Here is a 19,183-nt window from a genome sequence, read left to right on the forward strand (position 1 = left end):
GCCAGGGGGCCGGGGTTTTTGTCCGCGAGCAGCCAACCCCCAAGCGTGTCACTCACCACGATGGAGCCGAACCCGGCGTGGGACGCGGAGTCGTATCCGGCCGTGATCGAGGCGTTCGAATCGCTGCCCGCGGACGCGACCGTGCACGTCTGGGGCGGGGACTGGTGTGGCGACTGTCGGTCCCAGCTCCCGGATTTCGCCGCCGCGCTCGCCGCCAGCGGCGTCGAACCGGCCGTGCACCCGGTGTCCCGCGGCGACGACGGAAAAACGGGGCCGCGCGTCGACGAGTACGGCATCGACCGCATCCCGACGGTCGTCGTCGAAGGCGCCGACGGCACCGAACACGCGCGCTTCGAGGAGCGCGACTCGCTCCCGCCCGAGCGCTATCTGGCGGACGCGCTCAGCGACTGAACTCGGCGAGCCACTCGGTGATGCCCGCAGCGTCGTCCAGCGGCGGCGAGCACGCCCGCCGGCAGACGTACGCGCGCGGCGTGCCGTCGTCGCCACCAGTTCGGCCCGCCCACAGTGGCGGCACTGACGCCTGGTCCAGCGTGGACTGCCAGGCGTCCAGGCCGTCCTCGGTCGGGGGCCGCCTGGACAGCAGCCGGTCGGGAAGGTACGCCGCGCCGACGGCGTCACGCCACGCGTCGGGGAGGTCGTCGGCGGCCACCGTGATCTCGCGGCGGCCGCCGGCGCGCGTGTCCGCCGCGAGCACGAGCTCGGGGTGGCGGCCTGGAGACTCCGCGATGTGGCTGCCGTACCGCGACAGCAGCGCCGCGGCGGCGTCGTCGTAGCCGGCCGCGGGCGCGAACGCAGCCAGCGCGTCGAGGGTGTCCGCGGCCACGCCGATCGGGCTGGGGGTGGAGCCGGTCCCGGTCGCCTGCGAGCGCACGGCCACGTCGTCGACCGACGCGGGCGTTTCATAGAGCACGCCCGCCGACGCGTCGTAGCACGCCTCAAGCATGGCGTCGGCGAGATCCAGCGCGAAGTCGAGGTGGGCCACGGCTCCGGTGGCCTCGTAGGTGGCCAGCGCGCCGGCGGCGAGGAACGCGTAGTCGGCGGCGTACCCGACGCCCGCGACATCGCCACCGATGCTGCGGCGGGCGAGCCGGTCGCCGTCCCAGAGCGTGTCGCGTGCGAACGCGATGGCGTCGGCGGCGCGCTCGGCGAACCGGTCGTCGAGTGCCAGCCCGGCCTCGGCGTACGCGCGCGCCATCAGGCCGTTCCACCCGGCGAGCACTTTCTCGTCGCGCGCGGGCCGTGGGCGGTCGGCTCGGGCCGCCCGCAGGCGCGCGTCGATCACGTCACACCACGCCTCGGCCGTGGCGGGGGCGGTGTCGAAGGCGTCCGCGATGGCACCCACCGACGCCGACACGGTGGGGACGGTGGTCCCGGCCTCGAAGTTCCCCGTGTCGTCGACACCGTAGCGCCGGCACGCGGCGTCAGCGAGCACGTCCGCGTCCGCGGTGTCGCAGGGTGCGGCGGCGGCGTGATCGCGCATCGCGGCGGCGACGCGATCGGGCGTCCACACGTAGTATGCGCCCTCCTCGCGGTCGCCGTCGGGGGCGTCCGGGGGTGGGCTGCGGGCGTCGAGTGTGGCGTAGAACCCGCCGTCGGGGTGGCCAAGCTCGCGGTCGACGAACGTCAGCGTGGATCGCGCGACATCGGCGTACCGGTTGTCGCCGAGGGCGCGGTAGCCGTCGACGTACAGCCGCGCCAGCGCCGCCTGGTCGTACAGCATCTTCTCGAAGTGGGGCACCGTCCACTCGCGGTCCGTGCAGTATCGGTGGAATCCGCCGCCGACGTGGTCGTGGAGGCCGCCGTCGGCCATCGCGGTGAGGGTGTGGCGGGCGGCGCTGGCGGCGCGCGCGCCGTCCCCGGCGTCGCGCTGTGTCGCCCGCAGGAGCACGCGCAGGCGGCCCGCGTGGGGGAACTTCTGGCCGCGCCCGAACCCGCCGTGTGTGGCGTCGGCCGCGTCGGCGATGCTGTCGGCGGCCGCGGGCAGCGGCGAGTCGGTGCCCGCGTCGTCGACGGGGTCGGGCACGGATTCCAGTTCCCCGCGGGCTGCCTGCAGCCACTGCTCGGCGCGCGCGTCGAGGTCCCCGCGGTTCTCCCGCCAGTTCGCGGTCACGTCCTCAAGCAGGCTCTCGAACCCTGGCTGGTCGCGCGTCGGTTCCTTGGGGACGTAGGTTGTGATGTAGAAGGGCTTGCGCTCGGGCGTGAGGAACACCGACAGCGGCCACCCCCCGCTGCCGCGCGTGACCTGTGAGACGGTCATGTAGAGGTCGTCGACGTCCGGGCGCTGCTCGCGGTCGACTTTCACCGGGACGAACTGCTCGTTCAGGACGGCAGCGATCTCCGGGTCGGCGAACGACTCCTCGGCCATGACGTGACACCAGTGGCACGCCGAGTAGCCGATCGAGAGGAAGATCGGCACGTCGTGTTCGCGGGCGGCGGAAAACGCCGGTTCGCCCCACGGCTGCCAGTTCACCGGGTTGTCGGCGTGCTGGCGGAGGTACGGGCTGGCCGCCTCGTCCAAGCGGTTGCGGGCGGTCGGATGGGTCATGCCCCCCGGTAGCGCGCCCGCGCGGGTAAACCCCGGTGTCGCGTCACCGCCGGCCGGTGGCATACCACGTCCGTGGATAGATCCGCCACGAGAAAGGAGAACGTTTACACTGTCGTGGGGAGTCGGTGGCGGGTATGACCGAACGTGTCCTCCTGCTCGGCGGTGGCGGCCGAGAGCACGCGCTGGCAGACGCGCTCGCCGACGACTGCACCCTCTCCGCGGCTGCGTCCACCCGCAACCCCGGCATCGACGCGCTCGCCGACGACCTCACGATCCTCGATCCGGCAGACCCCGCGGCGGTCGTCGACCACGCCACGGCCGTCGACGCCACCCTCGTGGTCGTCGGTCCCGAGGCCCCGCTCGCCGCCGGCGTCGTGGACGCGCTGTCCGACGCCGGCATCTACGCGTTCGGCCCCACACAGGCCGACGCCCGCATCGAGACGGACAAACAGTTCCAGCGGGAGTTCATGGCCGCCAACGACGTCCCCGGGCAGGCCGACTTCGAGACGTTCGACGACTCGGACGCGGCCGCCGACTACGTCACCGGCGTCGACGGCCACGTCGCGGTCAAGCCCGCGGGGCTCACCGGCGGCAAGGGCGTCCGCGTCACCGGCGACCAGCTCTCGAAGCCGGCGGCCGCCGACTACATCCGCACCAGCGACCACGACGACTGGGTCATCGAGGAGCGCCTCGACGGCGTCGAGATCACGGTCCAGGCGCTGGTCGCCAACGGCGACATCCGGACCACGCCGGTCGTCCACGACCACGGCCGCGCCTACGAGGGCGACGACGGCCCGAACACGGGCGGCATGGGCAGCATCGCCGGCCCCGGGCGGCTGGTGCCGTTCGCCACCGACGCCGACTACCAGGCCGCCGTCGACACCATCCGCGCCGTCGTCGACGGGCTCGAAGACTACCGCGGCGTGCTCTACGGCCAGTTCATGCTCACCGCCGACGGCCCCAAAGTCGTGGAGTTCAACGCCCGGTTCGGCGACCCCGAAGCCATGAACACGCTGACCACGATGGAGACGCCGCTCCTGGACGTGCTGGCTGCGGCCCGCGATGGCGAAGCGCTGCCCGAGCTCGCCTTCTCGGAGCCGGCGACGGTCTGCACGTACGCCGTTCCGGACGGCTACCCGACCGATCCCACGGGCGGCACCACCATCACCATCGACGACGCGTCGACGGGGGACGCGGAGCTGTTCTACGCCAGCGTCGACGCCCACGACGACGGCTCCCTCACGACCACCACGTCGCGGTCGTTCGCCGTCGTCGGCACCGGCGACAGCATCCCCGCCGCCGCCACCTCTGTCGACGCCGCGCTCGCAGACCTGCCCGACGGCGTGCGCGTGCGCCGGGACATCGGCAGTAAAACGCTCTTAGCGGACCGCAACGCCCGCATGCGCCGCCTGCGAGACGGTCAGTAGGAGCGCGTCTTCGGCTCGTAGGTGTCGTCGTGCCCCTCAAGCAGCACCGGGCGGTACCACAGGTCGGGGTCGCCGTCGTTCCACGACACCATCGTGTGTTTGAGCCACTCGTCGTCCTTGCGCTCCTGGTGTTCCTTGCGCCAGTGTGCGCCCCGGAACTCGTCGCGGGCCAACGCCCCGATGGTGATCATCTCCGCGACGTCCAGGAGGTTGCGCGTCTCGATCGTGTGTTGCAGGTCCGTGTTGAACGTCCGCGACTTGTCGGCGACGTAGACGTCCTGGTAACGCTTGCGCGCGTCCTGGATGTCCGCGAGCGCCTGCTTGAGGCCGTCCTCGGTGCGGAACACGTTGACGTTCTCGGTCATCGACTGCTGGAGGTCGGCGCGCACGTCGGCGTGGTTGACGCCGTCCTCGCGGCCCAGCAGCGCCTCGATGCGCTCCTCTTCGGTGGTCGCCGTGTCCGCGACCACGTCGGTCGGTGCGCGGGTGTCCACCGCGCCCTGTGCGCCGCCGTCGGTGGCCGGCTCCGCGACGCCCGCGTCGCCGTCGGGCGCGCCCGTCGGCACGCTGAGCTCGTCGTGTTCGAGGGCGTCACTGGGCCCGGTCTCGATGAGCGGGTCGGCCATCTCCTTGCCGGCGGCGTGGCGGCCCGCGAGCGCGCCGAACACGATGAGCTCCGGCAGCGCGTTCCCGCCGAGGCGGTTCGCGCCGTGGAGGCTCACGCACGCACACTCGCCGGCGGCGTACAGCCCGCTGACACACGTCTCCCCGAACTCGTTGGTTTCGATGCCGCCCATGGCGTAATGCTGGCCGGGCTTGACGGGCATCGGCTCCTCGAGCCCGTTGACGCCCTCGAAGTCCTCGGCCAAGTGGAGGATGTTCTCCAGGCGGTCGGTGATGCGCTCCTCGCCGAGGTGGCGCATGTCGAGGTAGATGTGTTCGTCGTCGACGCCACGGCCCTCGTTGATCTCCGTGAGCTCCGCCCGCGACACCACGTCTCGGGACGCCAGCTCGCCGTCGTTGGTGGCGTAGCCGTGCTCGAACATGAACCGCTCGCCCTCGCCGTTGTAGAGGATGCCGCCCTCGCCACGCACGCCCTCGCTGATGAGGACGCCCGTCGACGGCAGCGTCGTCGGATGGAACTGGATCATCTCCATGTCCTCGACGGGGACGCCGGCGCGGTACGCCATCGCCACGCCGTCGCCGGTGTTCGCGACGGCGTTGGTCGTGTGATCGAACGCCTGCCCGATCCCGCCGGTCGCCAGGATGACGCTGTCACTGGCTTTGAACCCCGCGATCTCGCCGGACTGCACGTCCCACGCCACGACGCCGTGGCATTCGCGGTCGTTGGGGTTGTCCTCGTCGGTGACCGCCAGCTCCGAGACGTACCACTCGTCGTACACCTCGATGCCGCGTTTCACCACCTGCTCGTAGAGCGTGTGCAGCATGTGGTGGCCGGTCTCGGCCCCGGCGTACGTGGTCCGCGGGAACGACAGCCCGCCGAACGGCCGCTGGCTCACGCGCCCGTCGTCCTCCCGGGAGAACGGCATCCCCCAATGCTCCAGTTGAATGACCTCGTCGGGCGCGGTCTTCGCGAAGGTGTCGATGGCCGGGGCGTCCCCGAGGTAGTCCGACCCCTTCATCGTGTCGTACGCGTGGTCCTCCCACGAGTCTCCGTCACGGAGCGCGGCGTTGATGCCGCCCTCCGCGGCCCCGGTGTGGCTGCGCACCGGGTGGAGCTTCGTGACGATCGCTACGTCTGCGCCTTCCTCTTGGGCGGCGATGGCTGCGCGGAGTCCCGCGCCGCCGCCGCCGACCACGATGACGTCGTGCTCGTACATGAGTTGTTACCAGAACTTCAGGTTCTCTTTGACTGCTTCGCGCTTGAGCTCCTGAATGTGCTCGGTCAGCGGGATGTCCTTGGGGCACACATCCGTACAGGAGAACTGCGTCTGGCAGCGCCACACGCCGTGCTCCTGTTCGATGATCTCCAGGCGCTCCTGTCGCTTCTCCGATCCCTCACGGTCGTCCATATAGAACCGGTAGGCCTTATTGATTGCTGCCGGGCCGAGATACTTGTTGTCCCCGGCGGCGATGTTGCACGAGGACATGCACGCGCCACACCAGATGCAGCGCGTCGAGAGCTTGATGTTCTCGCGGTTCTGTCGGCTCTGGCGCTGCTCTTCGAGTTCGCCGTCGGGCAGGTCGTCCGGATCGAAGAACGGGTCGACGGACTCCATCTGGTCGTAGAAGTGATCCATCTCCACGACCAGGTCCTTGACGACGTCCGAGTGGGGCAGCGGCTCGACACGAACCGGCCACTCCAGGTCCTCGATCTGGGTCTGGCAGCCCAACCGCTGGCTGCCGTTGACGAAGAACGCGTCGGACCCACAGACGGCCTGCCGGCAGGAATGCCGGAACGTCAGACTGGAGTCGTAGCTGTCCCGCGCGAAGATGAGCGCGTCCAGGACGGTCATCCCCGTCTCGAAGGGGACGGTGAACGTGTCGAAGCGCGGCTCCTCTTTGCCCGCGATCTCCGGATCGTACCGGAACACCTTCAGCTCGACCGTCTCGCCGTCGAACTCGGTCTCGGCCTGCGCGGCGGCCTCGTCGCGGTCGTCGGCCCGCGCACGCTTGTCGTCGAGGCGGCGCTGCTGGTGGCCGGTGGTCGCCGGCTCCGTGTCGGTCTCGGTCTCGGTCTCTGATTGTGATGGTTTCGTGCTCATTCGTATCTAGAACCCCGCAAGCGCGTTCGCCACGCGAATCCCCTGCACGATCAACAGCACGCCGGCAACCCCAAGTACGAGTTGCGCGGCGCGCTTGGCGTTCCCCTCGATGCCCTGGTTCACGAGGGCGTTGTAGACGCCGTTGACCCCGTGGAACGTCGCCGTCACGAGGAACAACACCATCGTGACGTAGTAGCCGAGGCTCTGCATCCGGACCTGGCTGCCGGCGAAGTCGATGTTGTAGGCGTGATTGACGAAGTGCAGGTTGAAGAAGTGGAACGCCAACACCACGACGAGGAACCCAGCGGTCAGCCGCTGGAGCAGCCACGTCGTCGATCCCGATCGGAACGAGGAGTATCGTTTCGCCATCTCAGAATGCACCCGTGAGGAACGTCGGCACGCTGGCGACGACGATCACGCCCGTCAACACCAGCGACGCGTAGAAGCTCTTGTCCTGTGCCTCCAGCCCAACGCCGAGGTCCACGAACAGCAGCCGGATGCCGTTCAGGATGTGGAACACGGCCACCGCCAGCAGCCCCACTTCGAGCAGGCGCACGATGGCCAGACTCTCCAATCCACTCAGCGTACTGTTGTAAACCTGTGCGCCCTGTAGCGACGTGCTCAGGACCGAGATGTGGGTGAACAGATAGCCAACGAGAACCCACCCTGTGAACTTGTGAAACACCCAGGCCCACATGCCGGCCGAGAACTCCGTCCATCGGCCGAAGTCCGCCACAAGGCCTCGGTCATACGACTCGCTCATACCAACTAACGGTCGGGACTGACCGCACATAGAAGTTACTACACGCTCAGCGAGTACGCAACCCTGAAAAAACCCCGAAAATAGCACGCAGAACCGGTAAGCAGCCGCTCTCGTGCGCTTGCGCGGTCACGGTGTGGCGGCAGCGACTATGCGTCCTGTGCACGCCACACGTACAGCGACGCGTACGACCGATACGGCCGCCAGCTGTCGGCGATTTCGCGCATCTCGGCGCGCGTGGTGTCCGCGCCGTACAGCGCTTGCATGCCGGTCCGGATGCCCAGGTCCCCCACCGGGAAGACGTCCGCTCGGCCGAGCGCGAACAGCAGGAACATCGACGCCGTCCAGTCCCCGACGCCGGTGATCGCGGTGAGTTCCTCGCGCACCGCCGCGTCGCTCAGCTCGGCGAACCGCGCCCGCGTGTAGTCGTGCTCGCGGAACGCCGCCGCGACGTTGGTGACGTAGTCGGTCTTCTGGCGGGACAGCCCGGCGTCGCGCAGGACGGCCGGATCGGCGGCGGCGATCCCGGCCGGGGTCACGTCGACGGCGTCGAACACGCGCTCGCGGATCGTCGCCGCGGCGTCCGTCGACAGCTGCTGGCGGATGATCGCCACGACGAGGCGTTCGAAGAGGTCGTCGTGGGGGGTGACTGCGAGTTCGCCGTGGGCGTCGAGCAGCGGCGCGAGCGTCGGGTCGGTCCTGAGCGCGTCGTGTGCGTCGGCCATACGCCTGGTTCGGTGCGGCGACGTTTGGGGGCTGCGCTGTCGGGTGGTTCGCTGGCGGTGTGTCCACGCGCGTAAACGTGTGCACTGTTGTCAGCCACCGAGAGGGAAAGGTTCAACGGGGCAGCCGGCGACCACTCCCGCATGGACGTCGATGACATCCACAGCATCGCGGTGCTTGGCGCCGGAAACATGGGCCACGGGATCGCGGAAGTGGCCGCGATGGCCGGATACACAGTGCGGCTCCGGGACATCTCCGCGGAGCTCGTCCAGGACGGCTACGACCAGATCGAGTGGTCGCTGGGGAAGCTCGCGGAATCCGACCAGCTCACCGAGGCCGCGGCCGACGCCGCACTCGACCGCATCAGCACGCACGTCGAGGTGAGCGACGCCGTCGACGACGTGGACGTCGTCATCGAGGCGGTCCCCGAGAAGATGGGGATCAAAACCGACGTGTACACCGAGGTCGAGGCGCACGCCCCCGCCGACGCGGTGTTCGCCACCAACACCTCCAGTCTCTCCATCACGGACCTCTCGGAGGTCACCGAGCGCCCCGCGCGGTTCTGCGGCATGCACTTCTTCAATCCGCCCGTCAGGATGGAGCTGGTGGAAGTCATCTCCGGGGCGCACACCGACGACGCGGTGCTCGAATGCATCGAGTCGCTGGCCGCGGACTTCGGGAAGACGCCGGTGCGGGTGCGCAAGGACTCCCCCGGGTTCGTGGTCAACCGCATCCTCGTGCCGTTGCTGAACGAGGCCGCGTGGCTCGTCCACGACGACGAGGCGACCATCGCCGAGGTCGACTCCACGACCAAATACGACATGGGGCTGCCGATGGGGGCGTTCGAGCTCGCCGACCAGGTGGGCATCGACGTCTCCCACGACGTCCTCGATTACATGCAGGACGTGTTGGGCACGGCCTACGAGCCGTGTCCGGTGCTCGTCGACCACGTCGAGGCCGGCGACCTCGGGCGGAAGAGCGGCGCTGGCTTCTACGACTACGGCGATGACGCGACCGGCGCGGACGTGCCGACCGACGAGATCCGGGCCGACATCGCCGACCGGCTCACCGCCGTGATGGCCAACGAGGTCGCGAAGCTCGTCGGCGGCGGCGTCGCCGACCCCGCGGAGATCGACGAGGCCGTGATGCTGGGCGCGGGCTACCCCGAAGGCCCCGCGAAGATGGCCGACGCAGCGGGCATCACGCACCTCCACGAGACGCTGGTTGCGGCCCACGAGGCGACCGGGCAGGCGCGCTACGAGCCCGCCGACACCCTCGCCGAGATGGCGGCGGCCGGCGAGTCGTTCCACGGGCGCGGCGACGAGGACGCGGACGGCCGCCGGGAGTTCGACGCCGTCAGCGTCTCCGTCGACGGCAACGTCGGCCACATCGAACTCGACCGCCCGCACCGCATGAACACCATCAGCGGCGAGTTGCTGGCCGATCTGTCGGACGCGATCGACGTGCTCGGCGACGACGACGACGTGCGCGCCGTCCTCCTGACCGGCGCGGGTGAGAAAGCGTTCTCGGCCGGCGCGGACGTCACGTCGATGGCGGGCAACGCCGACCCCGTGGAGGCGGTGGAGCTCTCCCGGATGGGCCAGCAGACGTTCGGCAAGCTCGAAGCCGCCGACGAGCCGGTGGTTGCGGCCATCGACGGCTACTGTCTCGGCGGCGGGATGGAGCTGGCGACCTGCGCGGACATGCGCCTCGCCAGCGAGCGCAGCGAGCTCGGCCAGCCCGAACACGATCTCGGCCTCCTCCCGGGCTGGGGCGGCACGCAGCGCCTCAAGCACATCGTCGGCGAGGGCCGCGCCAAGGAGATCATCTTCACCGCCGACCGCTTCGCCCCCGAGACACTGGCCGACTACGGCTTCATCAACGAAGTCGTCACCACCGAGGCGTTCGAGGAGCGCGCCTGGGAGCTCGCCCGCGACCTCGCCGCCGGCCCGCCGATCGCCATGAAGTACACGAAGCGCGCGATGCGTGCCGGCCGCGACGACACCGACGCCGGCCTGGAGATCGAGGCGCAATCGTTCGGCCAGCTGATGAACACCCAGGACCTGATGGAGGGCGTCAGCGCGTTCTCCGCGGACCGGGAGCCGGAGTTCAACGGGGAGTAGCCGCCGCGCCGTCGGGTGGCGCGTCGGTGGTTGTCGTGGCGAATCAGATTAGAGGGATTTATACGTGAGCGGTCGTTCAGTCCGGATGCGGACGCTCGGTTGGTGTAGTCCGGCCAATCATGTTGGCCTTTCGAGCCGACGACCAGGGTTCAAATCCCTGACCGAGCATTTCTCGCGGTCGTGTGCGATACCGCTGACTGGGTAGTCCGGCTGTGAGCCATCGCCGTCGCCGTCCCGCCGACTGAATGCTCGGATACATGTAACTAGATTTAACACCTGCCGGTCCCTCATCATCGTTGATGAGCGAGACAGACTCAGCGAGCGAGACCGTCGAGGAACCGACGACGTGGCCGGACCTCGCGGTTGGGCTTTACGACCGCCTGACCGGGCGCGGCGCGGAGATCATCTACGAGTTCGACGAACTCGATGTGGACGTGCCCAGCGGGACCGGTGACGACGCCGAGCACGCGCGCTGGCACGTGGACGGAACGATCCGCGTCACCACTCGTGAGCGCGACTGACGGCGCGTCCCACCACGACGAGCGGACGCCGTTGTCGGTGGCCGCCGACCTGGATGTGGTGATCGACGGCACCCCGGTTGCGGTCACCTCGACGGGCAAGCGAGTGTTCGTGGACGTGCCGTCGCTTGCCGCCGGCGTCGACGCGCTGGCCGGGGTGCCACAGTCCGAACTCCCCGCGTTCGCGGCAACGCTTCGGGACGCGGACCTCACCGTCGAGTTGCGGGTGCGTGAATCCCCCGTCGCGGTCGTCGGCGCGGACGCCGCTCCGGGGCTGCTCTCCAAGCGGGCGGGTGTCGCGCCCGCCGCGCTCCGTGTCGGGGGAGCGGCTGTCGCCGCTGGCAGAGGCGTCACTGCCACGGTCGACGCCGCGCGCCGCCTGATCGCGGCGCTCACGTCGTGACCAGCGCCGCGGAAGCGCGATGTCAGCACCTCCCACAGGGAGACAACACTTATACTGCTCGGGGTGCTCCGTACAGGCGACGAGCGACTCGCTGACCGCGAGTCACACCGGCTCGAATCCACTCATGATCGCCGCAGCATCCCCCGCATCCGGCACCGCCGCCACGAGCAGTGGCGGGTCCGGATGCTCTCGAACGGGATGCGTGGCAACAACAGGATTTGCGCCGAAATCGGCGTCCACGTCCACCCTCGCTGCGTAACTGCGCGCGACACACCACCCGGGGGATGACGTGGACGCCATTCTAGCACCAGTACTGCTGTTGGCGCCCTCGTGTTCCCCCAGCGGTGGCCGTGGACTGCCGGGCACTCCCGGCGGGCGGTCCCGCTCCAGCCGAGTTCGACTCTCGGCGGGAGGCTATGGCTACGGCCAACCAGACGGTACAGATCACCGCGGACCTCACGATGCACGTGCCTCGGAACGCCACCGGCGACCTCGGGGACGGAGTGACGAACGTCGTGCGCGGCGTGTCCGCAGTCGCCAGCGTCGATGGGATCGACGTCCAGGACCTCCGCCCGCGGTTGAACGACCTCCAGGTCACGGCGACAGTCACGGCGGTCGTCACGGTCGCCGACGCGCCGGACATCGAGCGCGCCACCGCGGACGCGCTCGCCGACGGCTTCGGCATCGACTCCGTGGCCGACGTGGACGCCACCCGGGTGGCTGCCGACCACGACGACCGCGCCCCCGAGTACGCCTGAGCGCCGGCGTGGTGCTACGGGGGCAGGTCGTCCGGTGGGCCGCCGCGCTCGCTGGGCAGCACGCCCGGATCCGGGCTGCCGACGGCCTCGGGGGCCGTTTCCGTCAGGAAGTCGTGGAGCGCCGGGATGTCCGCCAGCGCCGGCCCGCGGTCGCTGCCCGCCAGTGACTGCCGGGTTGCGAGCGCCGCGCGCTGGCGGTCCCGCACGCCGCCGTTCGTGGCGTCGTCTCCGTGGTCGGGCGCGGCTGCGAGCTTCTCCTGGATGCGCTCGACGGACCGATCGAACCCGAGTTGGTCGTACTGTGCGCGCGCCGCCTCCAGGTGTGACCGGCGCTGGTCGGGTTCGTCGGTGAGTATCGCGCGGCGCTCGTGGCGCTGGGCGTCGAAGTGCGTGTACATCTCCTCACGACGGGCGTCCGGCACGGCCAGCTCCGAGAGCGCCGCTCGGCCGTCGTCGAGCGCCCCGATCGCGGCGTGGTGGTTGCCACGCGCCGACGCCATGTTCGACGCCACGATCGCGCGCGTGTACACTGGCTCCCAGGCGTCCAGAAACGACCACTGGTCGGCGATCGCTTCGGCGTCGGTGAACGCCGCGATGGCGAGGGCGTGGGTGCGACTCGTCCGGTGGCGGTGGGCGCGAGCGCGAGCGCGCTCGAAGCGGCTGTGGCCGATGATCCAGTCGTGGTCGATCTCCCGGCCGGCCACCACGGCGCCGTCGAACAGCAGCTCGTCGATGCGGCTGTCGCCGCGGTCGACCTCGGCGGTCCAGTACAGCGCGTTCGCCAGCGCGTACGCGAACACTGCGTCGGACTGGTCGGCGGCCGTGGGGACGGCGCTGCGCCACGCGTCGCCGCGCGCCCAGTAGTCGGCGGCTTCGGCGTCCGCTTTCGCCGCGTCGAAGGTCTTCGACGCCGGCCACCGGGTCGCACACCGTTTCGCCGCCGGGAGGCCACGCGTGGTCGCGGCGTGCGCGAGCAGCGCGGCGAAGAACACGCCGTCGCTGTCGTCGGCCAGCGCCCGCGGCTCGACGCCGTGGTCGGCGAGGAACGCCCGCGCTCCCCGTGGCGTGTCTGTCACCCGGTGCATGGCTTCGGCGACGACGGCGCTCACCGACACGTCCCCGACGGCGTCGATGGCGTCAACCCCCTCACAGAGCGCGCGCACGTCCGCCGCGGTGTCCATCGGTGGCCCGGCGGTGGTCGATAGCATGCCCACGAGGACGCCGTACCGGCGCGCGTGCAGGTCGTCGGCGGCGCTGTCCGAGGCCGCCGTGACCGCGTCCAGCAGGTCGCAGAGACCGGGCTGCGTGAGACACTCGCCGGCGGCGAACGCGAGCGCAGCGACGCCACCGGCGTGCGCCGTGAGCTGCCGGGCGGCAGTCGGGTCGCCGTCGAGGGCGGCGTCGATGCGGGCTGCGGCTGCCGGCCCGGGGAGCCACAGCCGCGTCGTCCCGTCCGGCGTTGTGAGCCGCAGGCGCGTGAGCCCGGCATCGGCGGGCAGCGAGACCGAAACGGCGTCGGCCGCGGGCCGCGTCACGTCGCCGCCCGCGGCCCGAGCGCGCACCCAGTCGGCGGTGGCGTCCACGCGGAACCGCCGGGTTTCGGCCCCCGACTCGGGGAGTTCGTGGTCGCCAACGACGCGCGTCACGGTTGCGTGCTCGCCGCCGGGGAGCGGTCGCTGCCAGCGGACCCGCTGAGTCATTGTCCCGTGGTACGTCGGTGGGCGATTTCAGGCCTCCGCATTCCCGGTGCCGGGGCCCCGGCGCACCCGGCCACCAGTATGTTCAAGTACACTACGGGTTCAAGCATACTCGTGTGCATGTCGCGCCGCCGTTCGACAGCGGTGGCAGCCGTTGTGGTCGTTGTCGCCGCCAGCGTCGCCGTCACAGCGGCCCCAGCGGCCGGCCGCATTGACACCGGTGGCGGCGTCGTCACGGTGGGCGTTTCCGGTCCGGGCAACGCCACCGTCGAGAACGACACGCAGTTCATCTGGCGCAACGCCCGGACCGACATCGTTGCGACGACCCAGGACATCGTCTTCGAATCCACGAGCCGCTACGACACCTACCGACTGCGGCTGACGAACGACTCGCTGTCCAGCTTCCAGCCGGTGTTCGACGACGCAGTCGCCACCACGACGGTGACGATGCGGGAGCGCGAGCAACGCGCCGTTTCGCTGCCCGTGCCGGCCGGGGAGTTCGAGACCGGCGTCCACGAGCTCCACGTGGGCATGTACGACCCCGAGACACGGGTCGAGGAGCGCGTCAACGAGACCACGATCACGGTCCACGCGATCAAGCGCAACGGCGACCGTGACGGCGACGGCCTCCGGAACGACGAGGAGGTGCGCGCCGGCACGGCGCTGCTGACCCGGGACACCGACGACGACGGGCTCTCGGACGGCGTTGAGGTGCGGGTCGCCGGCACGGATCCGACCGAGCGGGACACCGACGGCGACGGCGTCGACGACGCCGCCGAACTCCGTGCGGGGTCGCTCCCCGAGGCGACGGGGAGTCTCGCCGAGCGCCTCCAGGGAACGCCGGCTTCGGCCGTCGACGCCGACTTCGACGGGCTTCCGAACACCGCTGAGGCGGAGCTCGGGACGAGCCCGACCGAGCGGGACACCGACGGCGACGGACTCACGGACGCCGTGGAAGTCGGCGTTTACGACAGCGACCCGACCGTCGCCGATACGGACGGTGACGGGCTCACCGACGGGATCGAGGTGCGGCGCTTCGGCAGCGATCCGACGGCAGTCGACACCGACGGCGACGGCGTCAACGACGGCCGGGAGGTGCTCGACGGCACCGATCCCACGCAACACAGCGCGCTTGAGACCGCGCACGCGTCGGTGATCCGTCCGAGCGGCCCCAGCGCCGACGCGTTCGCCACACAGCTCGGGCGAGTACTGTTCGGGCCTCCGGAGGGGAACGCATGAGGCGCGCCGTGGTGTGCTTGCTCGCCGCGCTCGCGGTGGGGCTCGTGTTCGCGGCCGCCGCGCTCGGTGCCGGCACATCGGCGGCTGCCACCGGCGACGCGACGTACGTCGGCACGAACGTCACGACGAACACCACGTGGACCCCCGGCGAGGGCCCGTACGTGGTGACGACCGAACTGACCGTCACGGAGAACGCGACGCTCACCGTCGCCCCGGGCACGACGGTCCAGGTCGCCAAGGACGCCTCGATCACGGTGGCCGGCAGCCTCGATGCGGCCGGCACGAGCACCGACCGCGTGTCGTTCACGACCGCGCGCCCGAAACCGCAGCCCGGCTCGTGGACCGCCATCACGTACGCTGGCACCGCTGACTCCCGGTTGCGCCTCGCAAACACCACCGTCGAATACGCCACCACGGCGGTTCGCGTGGCGTCCGCAGACGGCCGCATCACCGTCCAGGACAGCCTGCTGCGCAAGCACGTGCGCGCTGGCGTGGCCGTCACGACCGCCGACGGGCCGCCGTCGCTGCGGCTCGCGCGCTCGACGATCGCCGACACCGGCTACGCGGGCGTGGCCGTCACGACCCCCGGAACGGACCCGTTCGCGCGCCGTGTGGCCGGCGTCACGATCCGGGACACCGACTTCCGGAACCCCGGCCAGTACGGCGTGGTGGTTCGCGCCCGCCACCTGGTCGGTGTGTCGGTCGTCGGGGGGTCGATCACCGGCTACGAGTCCGGCGGTGTCGCCGTTTCCACGGGCAACCGTGCGGCCGACGTTCCCGGGCCGGACGACCGCAGTGTCACGTACACCACCGTGCACGGCGTCGAGTTCGCCGACGCCCGGGGCGACGCCGTCACCATCGAGAGCGGGCACCTCGATCGGGTGCGCGTCTCCGACATCGACGCCCACGGGGTCGACGGCGACGGGATCGGCGTTCGGCGCGCCATCGACCTCGATGATGTCGTGCTCGACGACAACACAGTGCGTGGCGCTGCCCGCGGCATCGCGCTCACGCACCGCCGCGCACAGCGCCAGCCGCCACACGTCTCGGTCGCCGTGACCAACAACACGCTCCGCGAGACCGTCGGTGCGGGCGTCTCGATCGACGCCCAACGGCTGTTCGTCTCCCGACTCGACGTTCGGAACAACACTGTCACCGGCAGCGGCGGCGACGGCGTTGCGCTCCACGCGCCGGTGCTTTCGGGTGCCACGATCGCGGACAACACGGTTCGCGGGAGCCACGACCGGGGGGTGAGCGTTCGGGGCAGTCGCGTCCGGAACCTCACTGTCGCGGGGAACCGTGTGGCGGCCAACGGTCGGGGCGGCGTGCGCGTGCGTGCCGCGCGCACCCCGGGGCCGCTGACGGTTGCGAACAACACGCTAGTGAACAACGTGGCCTTCGGCGCGCGCGTCTCCGGCGCGGCGAACGGCGGCCCCGTCGCCGCGCGGAACAACACGATCGCCGCCAACACGCGTGGCATCACCGTCGACGGGCCGTCGCCGGTTCGGCTGACGGGCAACACGATCGCCGTCAACACGCGCTCAGCCGCCCGCAGCGCCGACGCGAGTGCCGTCGGCCCGTCGGTCGGTGTGACCCTGACCAACGCCTCCGGGAACGTCACGATCACGCGGAACGACATCTACGGCCACCTCGTCGGGCTGCGAGCCGCGACCAACGGCACCATCGACGCCGAGCACAACTACTGGGGGGCCCCAAGCGGGCCGTTCTACGCCAGCGTCACGCCCGACGGCGACGGGGACACGATCCGCATGCGGCGGGGCGTCGCCGACATCGCGCCGATCGCGGAGACACCGCATCGCGCGCTCATCGAGCGCCCATCAGTCAGCCTCACGGCCAACCGGTCGACGGTCGCCGCCGGCACCGATGTCCGGGTCACGGCGGCGTCCCCTGCCGGGCCGAACGCGACCTACCAGTTCACCGTGGACGGGCAGCGCCGCCCCACACAGGCGTCGCCGTCGCTCGTCAGCGCGTTCGACGACCCCGGTGCACACGAGATCGCGGTGGCTGTGGTGAACGACCGCGGGGTGGCCAGCCGCCCGCCCGCCACGACGACCGTCCGGGTTGAGGACGCGTCCACGGCCCCAGCGACGACGGCACCGCCGCCGACAGCCGGCCCGCCCCAGCCCGCGGACAGCGCCGCACCGCCGTCGCTTCTGGATAGCGTCCTGTCGGTTCCTGGGCTGCTCGGGGGCGCGCTGTGGGTGCTTGCGGTTGGCGTCGGCGGGTACGGCGTCGCCGCGTCGATGCGCGGTGCCCAACCCCCGGTTCGGGGGCGGGTCGCGCACGCACTCGCGGTGGTCGCCGCCGGCGTCTGGATCGCCGCCGGGCTGCTCGCGGTCCCGCCGCTGCTGTCGGCGGGCGGCGTAGCACTCGCTGGGTGGGGTGTGGTGACCGCCGCGGTCGTGGCCGCGGCGAGCAGGTAGCCGGTGGGGTCTCAGTTGGCGCTCGTGCTCCACGTCCAGCGCAGATCGAGCACGAACCGGTAGCCACCGCTGACGAGGATGCCGACGGCGTTCGAGAGCAAGTACGGCAGGCTGTACCACTCGACGAGCGCGAACAACACCCCCAACTGGATCGGGATCGCGGTCCCGCGAACGACGTTGGTCTTCACCAGCCCAACGGCGTACTCCACGCGGCCGCTGTTCCGGATCGCCTGAAAGGTCCACGCGTTGTTCAAGACGTACGTCAGCACGATCGTGGCCTCGATCGCGGCGATCGCACTGGGGATGTAGGCCACCTCGACTGCGTCAACGAACACCCACAGCAGCGCCATCTGGGCGCCCGCCGCAACCACACCGACGGCGGCGAACCGGCGCAGCCTGGTTGCGGTCGGCCCGGAGTTGGCGCGGCGAAGCAGCCGCCGAATCATCCACACAGCACCACCGTCGGAGTGGCCGACGCAGTCGCTCTCGTGTGAGTCACGCCTACCGAGGCGTACGTGTGTAACCATGTATCACTGTTCCGGTCGTGTCAACGCACACCGCAACCCAGCCGGGAGTTGCGTTCGCCGTTATCATGGCTGATATCACGAGGCATACTCTTATGTGTGTGATCCGGAATGAACGGATACGGTGGCACTAACGGGTGTCACACGCTCCCTGATAGACTGCCACCGGATCCCCGAGACGTTTTCACCTGCGGTCCGCTGACACCCCTTGGAACCGTTCCACAGCTGGGCGGCCACGCATGCTTTATGCCACACCAGCCGGTGGTCGGTGATCGTAACGCGACTGCAGGAAGTTGGGATGCTCCGTCAGGGATTTGAACCCTAGTCCTTGCCGTGAGAGGGCAAGATGATTGGCCGGACTACACCAACGGAGCGCGTCCACTCTTCGGTAATTGGGAGACACAAATAACCGTTTCGTCTCGCGGGCAGACTGTCACTCCCTCCCGTAGCGCCGGGCGACACGCGGCCGGTCAGGGCGCGAGCCGGTTCTTCCGGTGTTTCATCTCCGCGTCGTAATATTCGAAGGTGTGGGGACACCACTGAGCGGCCGCATCGAGTAGCTGTTCGGTGAGCTCGCGGATCTCCCACTGTGCGTCGGCGGCGGCCCGCATGTCCGCGACGTGCATCAGCGACCGCGGGTTCAGCGTGATCACCACGTTCACTTCGGTCCCGATGGGGAGCACGAACCGGGCGTCCTCCGGGGGCATCCCGAGCCCCAGCAGTTCCTGGTAGTCTTCGACGGCGCGCCGCACCGACGCCTGGAAGACCGCCTCGCGTTCGGCCATGGTCTCCTCGTCGACGTCGCCCGCGTCCTGGTTGCGGCCGACCCAGTCGGGGTCGGTCGCCGACGGCGGCGTCACCACCAGCTCGCCCTCCGCAACCGCCGCCGGATCGACGTCGTCGAACGCGACGTAGCGCATCGACTGCACGTCGAAGCTGGCGTGGCGGTGGCGAGTGAGCTGCGCCATACACGACCGGCTCACACCCTCGATGGCGAACGTCGCCGACGGATGCTCGAAGGGGCCGTAGTGGCCGCGAGTGAGCAGCTGTGCGATGAGGTTCGACAGCTTTTCGTCGGTGGTGTCGCCGTCCACGGACGCCATCGCGGTGTCGAGTGGCGTGTCACCGACCCAGTCGGACATGTAGTCGTTGCGGGCGCTCTGACAGATGAGTTCCTCCGGGTTCTCAGTCGCTTCGAGGAGACGGACGCGCATGCTAGACGGTGTGCCTGCCGGTGGCAAAAACACTCCGAACCCACGCGCCGGTACCATGAAG

At 70.1% G+C, this 19,183-nt stretch carries 18 protein-coding genes and 2 tRNA genes; 9 read left to right on the plus strand and 11 right to left on the minus strand.

The genetic code is table 11. From position 1 onward, the window contains the following. Nucleotides 1–60 precede the first annotated feature (60 nt). Entirely contained in the window at nucleotides 61–411 is a 351-nt protein-coding gene (locus tag JT689_RS06635; RefSeq protein WP_010902944.1) for a thioredoxin family protein, read from the plus strand. On the opposite strand, the gene JT689_RS06640 is transcribed toward JT689_RS06635, so the two are convergent. Next, the gene (locus JT689_RS06640) at nucleotides 401–2,566 is read right to left on the minus strand and encodes a thioredoxin domain-containing protein (protein WP_205251826.1); all 2,166 of its coding nucleotides are present in this window, start codon (nucleotides 2,564–2,566) and stop codon (nucleotides 401–403) included. The genes JT689_RS06635 and JT689_RS06640 overlap by 11 nt on opposite strands. A gap of 134 nt (nucleotides 2,567–2,700) precedes the next feature. Here JT689_RS06640 and purD point away from each other — a divergent pair, with 134 nt between their 5' ends. Next, the gene (gene purD, locus JT689_RS06645; protein ID WP_205251827.1) at nucleotides 2,701–3,993 is read left to right on the plus strand and encodes a phosphoribosylamine--glycine ligase; all 1,293 of its coding nucleotides are present in this window, start codon (nucleotides 2,701–2,703) and stop codon (nucleotides 3,991–3,993) included. Here purD and JT689_RS06650 read toward each other — a convergent pair. From JT689_RS06650 to JT689_RS06670, 5 genes are all read right to left on the minus strand, one after another. After that, entirely contained in the window at nucleotides 3,987–5,834 is a 1,848-nt protein-coding gene (locus JT689_RS06650; RefSeq protein WP_010902947.1) for an FAD-binding protein, read from the minus strand. The genes purD and JT689_RS06650 overlap by 7 nt on opposite strands. A gap of 6 nt (nucleotides 5,835–5,840) precedes the next feature. Next, nucleotides 5,841–6,719 carry a succinate dehydrogenase/fumarate reductase iron-sulfur subunit gene (locus JT689_RS06655; RefSeq protein ID WP_010902948.1) on the minus strand — a complete coding sequence of 293 codons (879 nt, stop codon included), beginning with the start codon at nucleotides 6,717–6,719 and terminating at the stop codon, nucleotides 5,841–5,843. 6 nt (nucleotides 6,720–6,725) lie between these two features. Further along, nucleotides 6,726–7,088, minus strand: a complete 363-nt coding sequence (locus JT689_RS06660) for a succinate dehydrogenase hydrophobic membrane anchor subunit (RefSeq protein ID WP_010902949.1) — start codon at nucleotides 7,086–7,088, stop codon at nucleotides 6,726–6,728. A gap of 1 nt (nucleotide 7,089) precedes the next feature. After that, the gene (gene sdhC, locus JT689_RS06665; RefSeq protein ID WP_012289306.1) at nucleotides 7,090–7,482 is read right to left on the minus strand and encodes a succinate dehydrogenase, cytochrome b556 subunit; all 393 of its coding nucleotides are present in this window, start codon (nucleotides 7,480–7,482) and stop codon (nucleotides 7,090–7,092) included. A 146-nt stretch (nucleotides 7,483–7,628) separates the two neighbouring features. Beyond that, nucleotides 7,629–8,204, minus strand: coding sequence for a DNA-3-methyladenine glycosylase (locus tag JT689_RS06670; protein ID WP_010902951.1), 576 nt, complete (start codon nucleotides 8,202–8,204; stop codon nucleotides 7,629–7,631). Nucleotides 8,205–8,345: 141 nt separating this feature from the next. Between JT689_RS06670 and JT689_RS06675 the strand changes: the two genes are divergently transcribed. From JT689_RS06675 to JT689_RS06690, 4 genes are all read left to right on the plus strand, one after another. Further along, nucleotides 8,346–10,325, plus strand: a complete 1,980-nt coding sequence (locus tag JT689_RS06675) for a 3-hydroxyacyl-CoA dehydrogenase/enoyl-CoA hydratase family protein (RefSeq protein ID WP_205251828.1) — start codon at nucleotides 8,346–8,348, stop codon at nucleotides 10,323–10,325. 93 nt (nucleotides 10,326–10,418) lie between these two features. Next, nucleotides 10,419–10,493 (plus strand) — tRNA-Glu (locus JT689_RS06680). 131 nt (nucleotides 10,494–10,624) lie between these two features. Further along, a complete protein-coding gene (locus tag JT689_RS06685; protein WP_010902953.1) occupies nucleotides 10,625–10,846 on the plus strand; it encodes a hypothetical protein in 222 nt (73 codons plus the stop codon). Next, nucleotides 10,833–11,246 carry a hypothetical protein gene (locus JT689_RS06690; protein ID WP_229373430.1) on the plus strand — a complete coding sequence of 138 codons (414 nt, stop codon included), beginning with the start codon at nucleotides 10,833–10,835 and terminating at the stop codon, nucleotides 11,244–11,246. Before JT689_RS06685 ends, JT689_RS06690 begins: the two co-directional genes overlap by 14 nt. 102 nt (nucleotides 11,247–11,348) lie before the next feature. Here JT689_RS06690 and JT689_RS06695 read toward each other — a convergent pair whose 3' ends face one another. Further along, nucleotides 11,349–11,486 carry a hypothetical protein gene (locus JT689_RS06695; protein WP_227970939.1) on the minus strand — a complete coding sequence of 46 codons (138 nt, stop codon included), beginning with the start codon at nucleotides 11,484–11,486 and terminating at the stop codon, nucleotides 11,349–11,351. A gap of 176 nt (nucleotides 11,487–11,662) precedes the next feature. On the opposite strand from JT689_RS06695, the gene JT689_RS06700 reads away from it, so the two are divergent. Beyond that, nucleotides 11,663–12,004, plus strand: coding sequence for a hypothetical protein (locus tag JT689_RS06700; protein WP_010902956.1), 342 nt, complete (start codon nucleotides 11,663–11,665; stop codon nucleotides 12,002–12,004). A gap of 14 nt (nucleotides 12,005–12,018) precedes the next feature. Here the strand turns inward: JT689_RS06700 and JT689_RS06705 are convergent, their stop codons facing one another. Beyond that, nucleotides 12,019–13,704 (minus strand): hypothetical protein, encoded by a 1,686-nt coding sequence (locus JT689_RS06705; RefSeq protein WP_205251830.1) that lies wholly within the window; start codon nucleotides 13,702–13,704, stop codon nucleotides 12,019–12,021. Between the two features lie 117 nt (nucleotides 13,705–13,821). Between JT689_RS06705 and JT689_RS06710 the strand changes: the two genes are divergently transcribed. Both JT689_RS06710 and JT689_RS06715 read left to right on the plus strand, forming a co-directional pair. Then, nucleotides 13,822–14,940: a thrombospondin type 3 repeat-containing protein gene (locus JT689_RS06710; RefSeq protein ID WP_012289308.1), complete on the plus strand. Its 1,119-nt coding sequence runs from the start codon at nucleotides 13,822–13,824 to the stop codon at nucleotides 14,938–14,940. Next, nucleotides 14,937–17,384: a right-handed parallel beta-helix repeat-containing protein gene (locus tag JT689_RS06715; RefSeq protein WP_205251831.1), complete on the plus strand. Its 2,448-nt coding sequence runs from the start codon at nucleotides 14,937–14,939 to the stop codon at nucleotides 17,382–17,384. Before JT689_RS06710 ends, JT689_RS06715 begins: the two co-directional genes overlap by 4 nt. An 11-nt stretch (nucleotides 17,385–17,395) precedes the next feature. Here JT689_RS06715 and JT689_RS06720 read toward each other — a convergent pair whose 3' ends face one another. The 3 genes from JT689_RS06720 to thyX form a co-directional block, all read right to left on the minus strand. Next, nucleotides 17,396–17,830, minus strand: coding sequence for a GtrA family protein (locus tag JT689_RS06720; RefSeq protein WP_205251890.1), 435 nt, complete (start codon nucleotides 17,828–17,830; stop codon nucleotides 17,396–17,398). 377 nt (nucleotides 17,831–18,207) lie between these two features. Further along, nucleotides 18,208–18,282: transfer RNA gene (locus tag JT689_RS06725), tRNA-Glu, on the minus strand. Between the two features lie 96 nt (nucleotides 18,283–18,378). Continuing rightward, nucleotides 18,379–19,122: an FAD-dependent thymidylate synthase gene (gene thyX / locus JT689_RS06730; RefSeq protein WP_205251832.1), complete on the minus strand. Its 744-nt coding sequence runs from the start codon at nucleotides 19,120–19,122 to the stop codon at nucleotides 18,379–18,381. Nucleotides 19,123–19,183: the final 61 nt, after the last annotated feature.

The sequence above is a fragment of the Halobacterium sp. GSL-19 genome (assembly GCF_016917855.1).
Lineage (GTDB): Archaea > Halobacteriota > Halobacteria > Halobacteriales > Halobacteriaceae > Halobacterium > Halobacterium salinarum.

Coding starts and splice junctions, on each gene's coding strand:
- JT689_RS06635 (WP_010902944.1), top strand. CDS start 61: ATGGAGCCGAACCCGGCGTGGGACGCGGAGTCGTATCCGGCCGTGATC.
- JT689_RS06640 (WP_205251826.1), bottom strand. CDS start 2,566: ATGACCCATCCGACCGCCCGCAACCGCTTGGACGAGGCGGCCAGCCCG.
- purD (WP_205251827.1), top strand. CDS start 2,701: ATGACCGAACGTGTCCTCCTGCTCGGCGGTGGCGGCCGAGAGCACGCG.
- JT689_RS06650 (WP_010902947.1), bottom strand. CDS start 5,834: ATGTACGAGCACGACGTCATCGTGGTCGGCGGCGGCGGCGCGGGACTC.
- JT689_RS06655 (WP_010902948.1), bottom strand. CDS start 6,719: ATGAGCACGAAACCATCACAATCAGAGACCGAGACCGAGACCGACACG.
- JT689_RS06660 (WP_010902949.1), bottom strand. CDS start 7,088: ATGGCGAAACGATACTCCTCGTTCCGATCGGGATCGACGACGTGGCTG.
- sdhC (WP_012289306.1), bottom strand. CDS start 7,482: ATGAGCGAGTCGTATGACCGAGGCCTTGTGGCGGACTTCGGCCGATGG.
- JT689_RS06670 (WP_010902951.1), bottom strand. CDS start 8,204: ATGGCCGACGCACACGACGCGCTCAGGACCGACCCGACGCTCGCGCCG.
- JT689_RS06675 (WP_205251828.1), top strand. CDS start 8,346: ATGGACGTCGATGACATCCACAGCATCGCGGTGCTTGGCGCCGGAAAC.
- JT689_RS06685 (WP_010902953.1), top strand. CDS start 10,625: ATGAGCGAGACAGACTCAGCGAGCGAGACCGTCGAGGAACCGACGACG.
- JT689_RS06700 (WP_010902956.1), top strand. CDS start 11,663: ATGGCTACGGCCAACCAGACGGTACAGATCACCGCGGACCTCACGATG.
- JT689_RS06705 (WP_205251830.1), bottom strand. CDS start 13,704: ATGACTCAGCGGGTCCGCTGGCAGCGACCGCTCCCCGGCGGCGAGCAC.
- JT689_RS06710 (WP_012289308.1), top strand. CDS start 13,822: ATGTCGCGCCGCCGTTCGACAGCGGTGGCAGCCGTTGTGGTCGTTGTC.
- JT689_RS06715 (WP_205251831.1), top strand. CDS start 14,937: ATGAGGCGCGCCGTGGTGTGCTTGCTCGCCGCGCTCGCGGTGGGGCTC.
- JT689_RS06720 (WP_205251890.1), bottom strand. CDS start 17,830: ATGATTCGGCGGCTGCTTCGCCGCGCCAACTCCGGGCCGACCGCAACC.
- thyX (WP_205251832.1), bottom strand. CDS start 19,122: ATGCGCGTCCGTCTCCTCGAAGCGACTGAGAACCCGGAGGAACTCATC.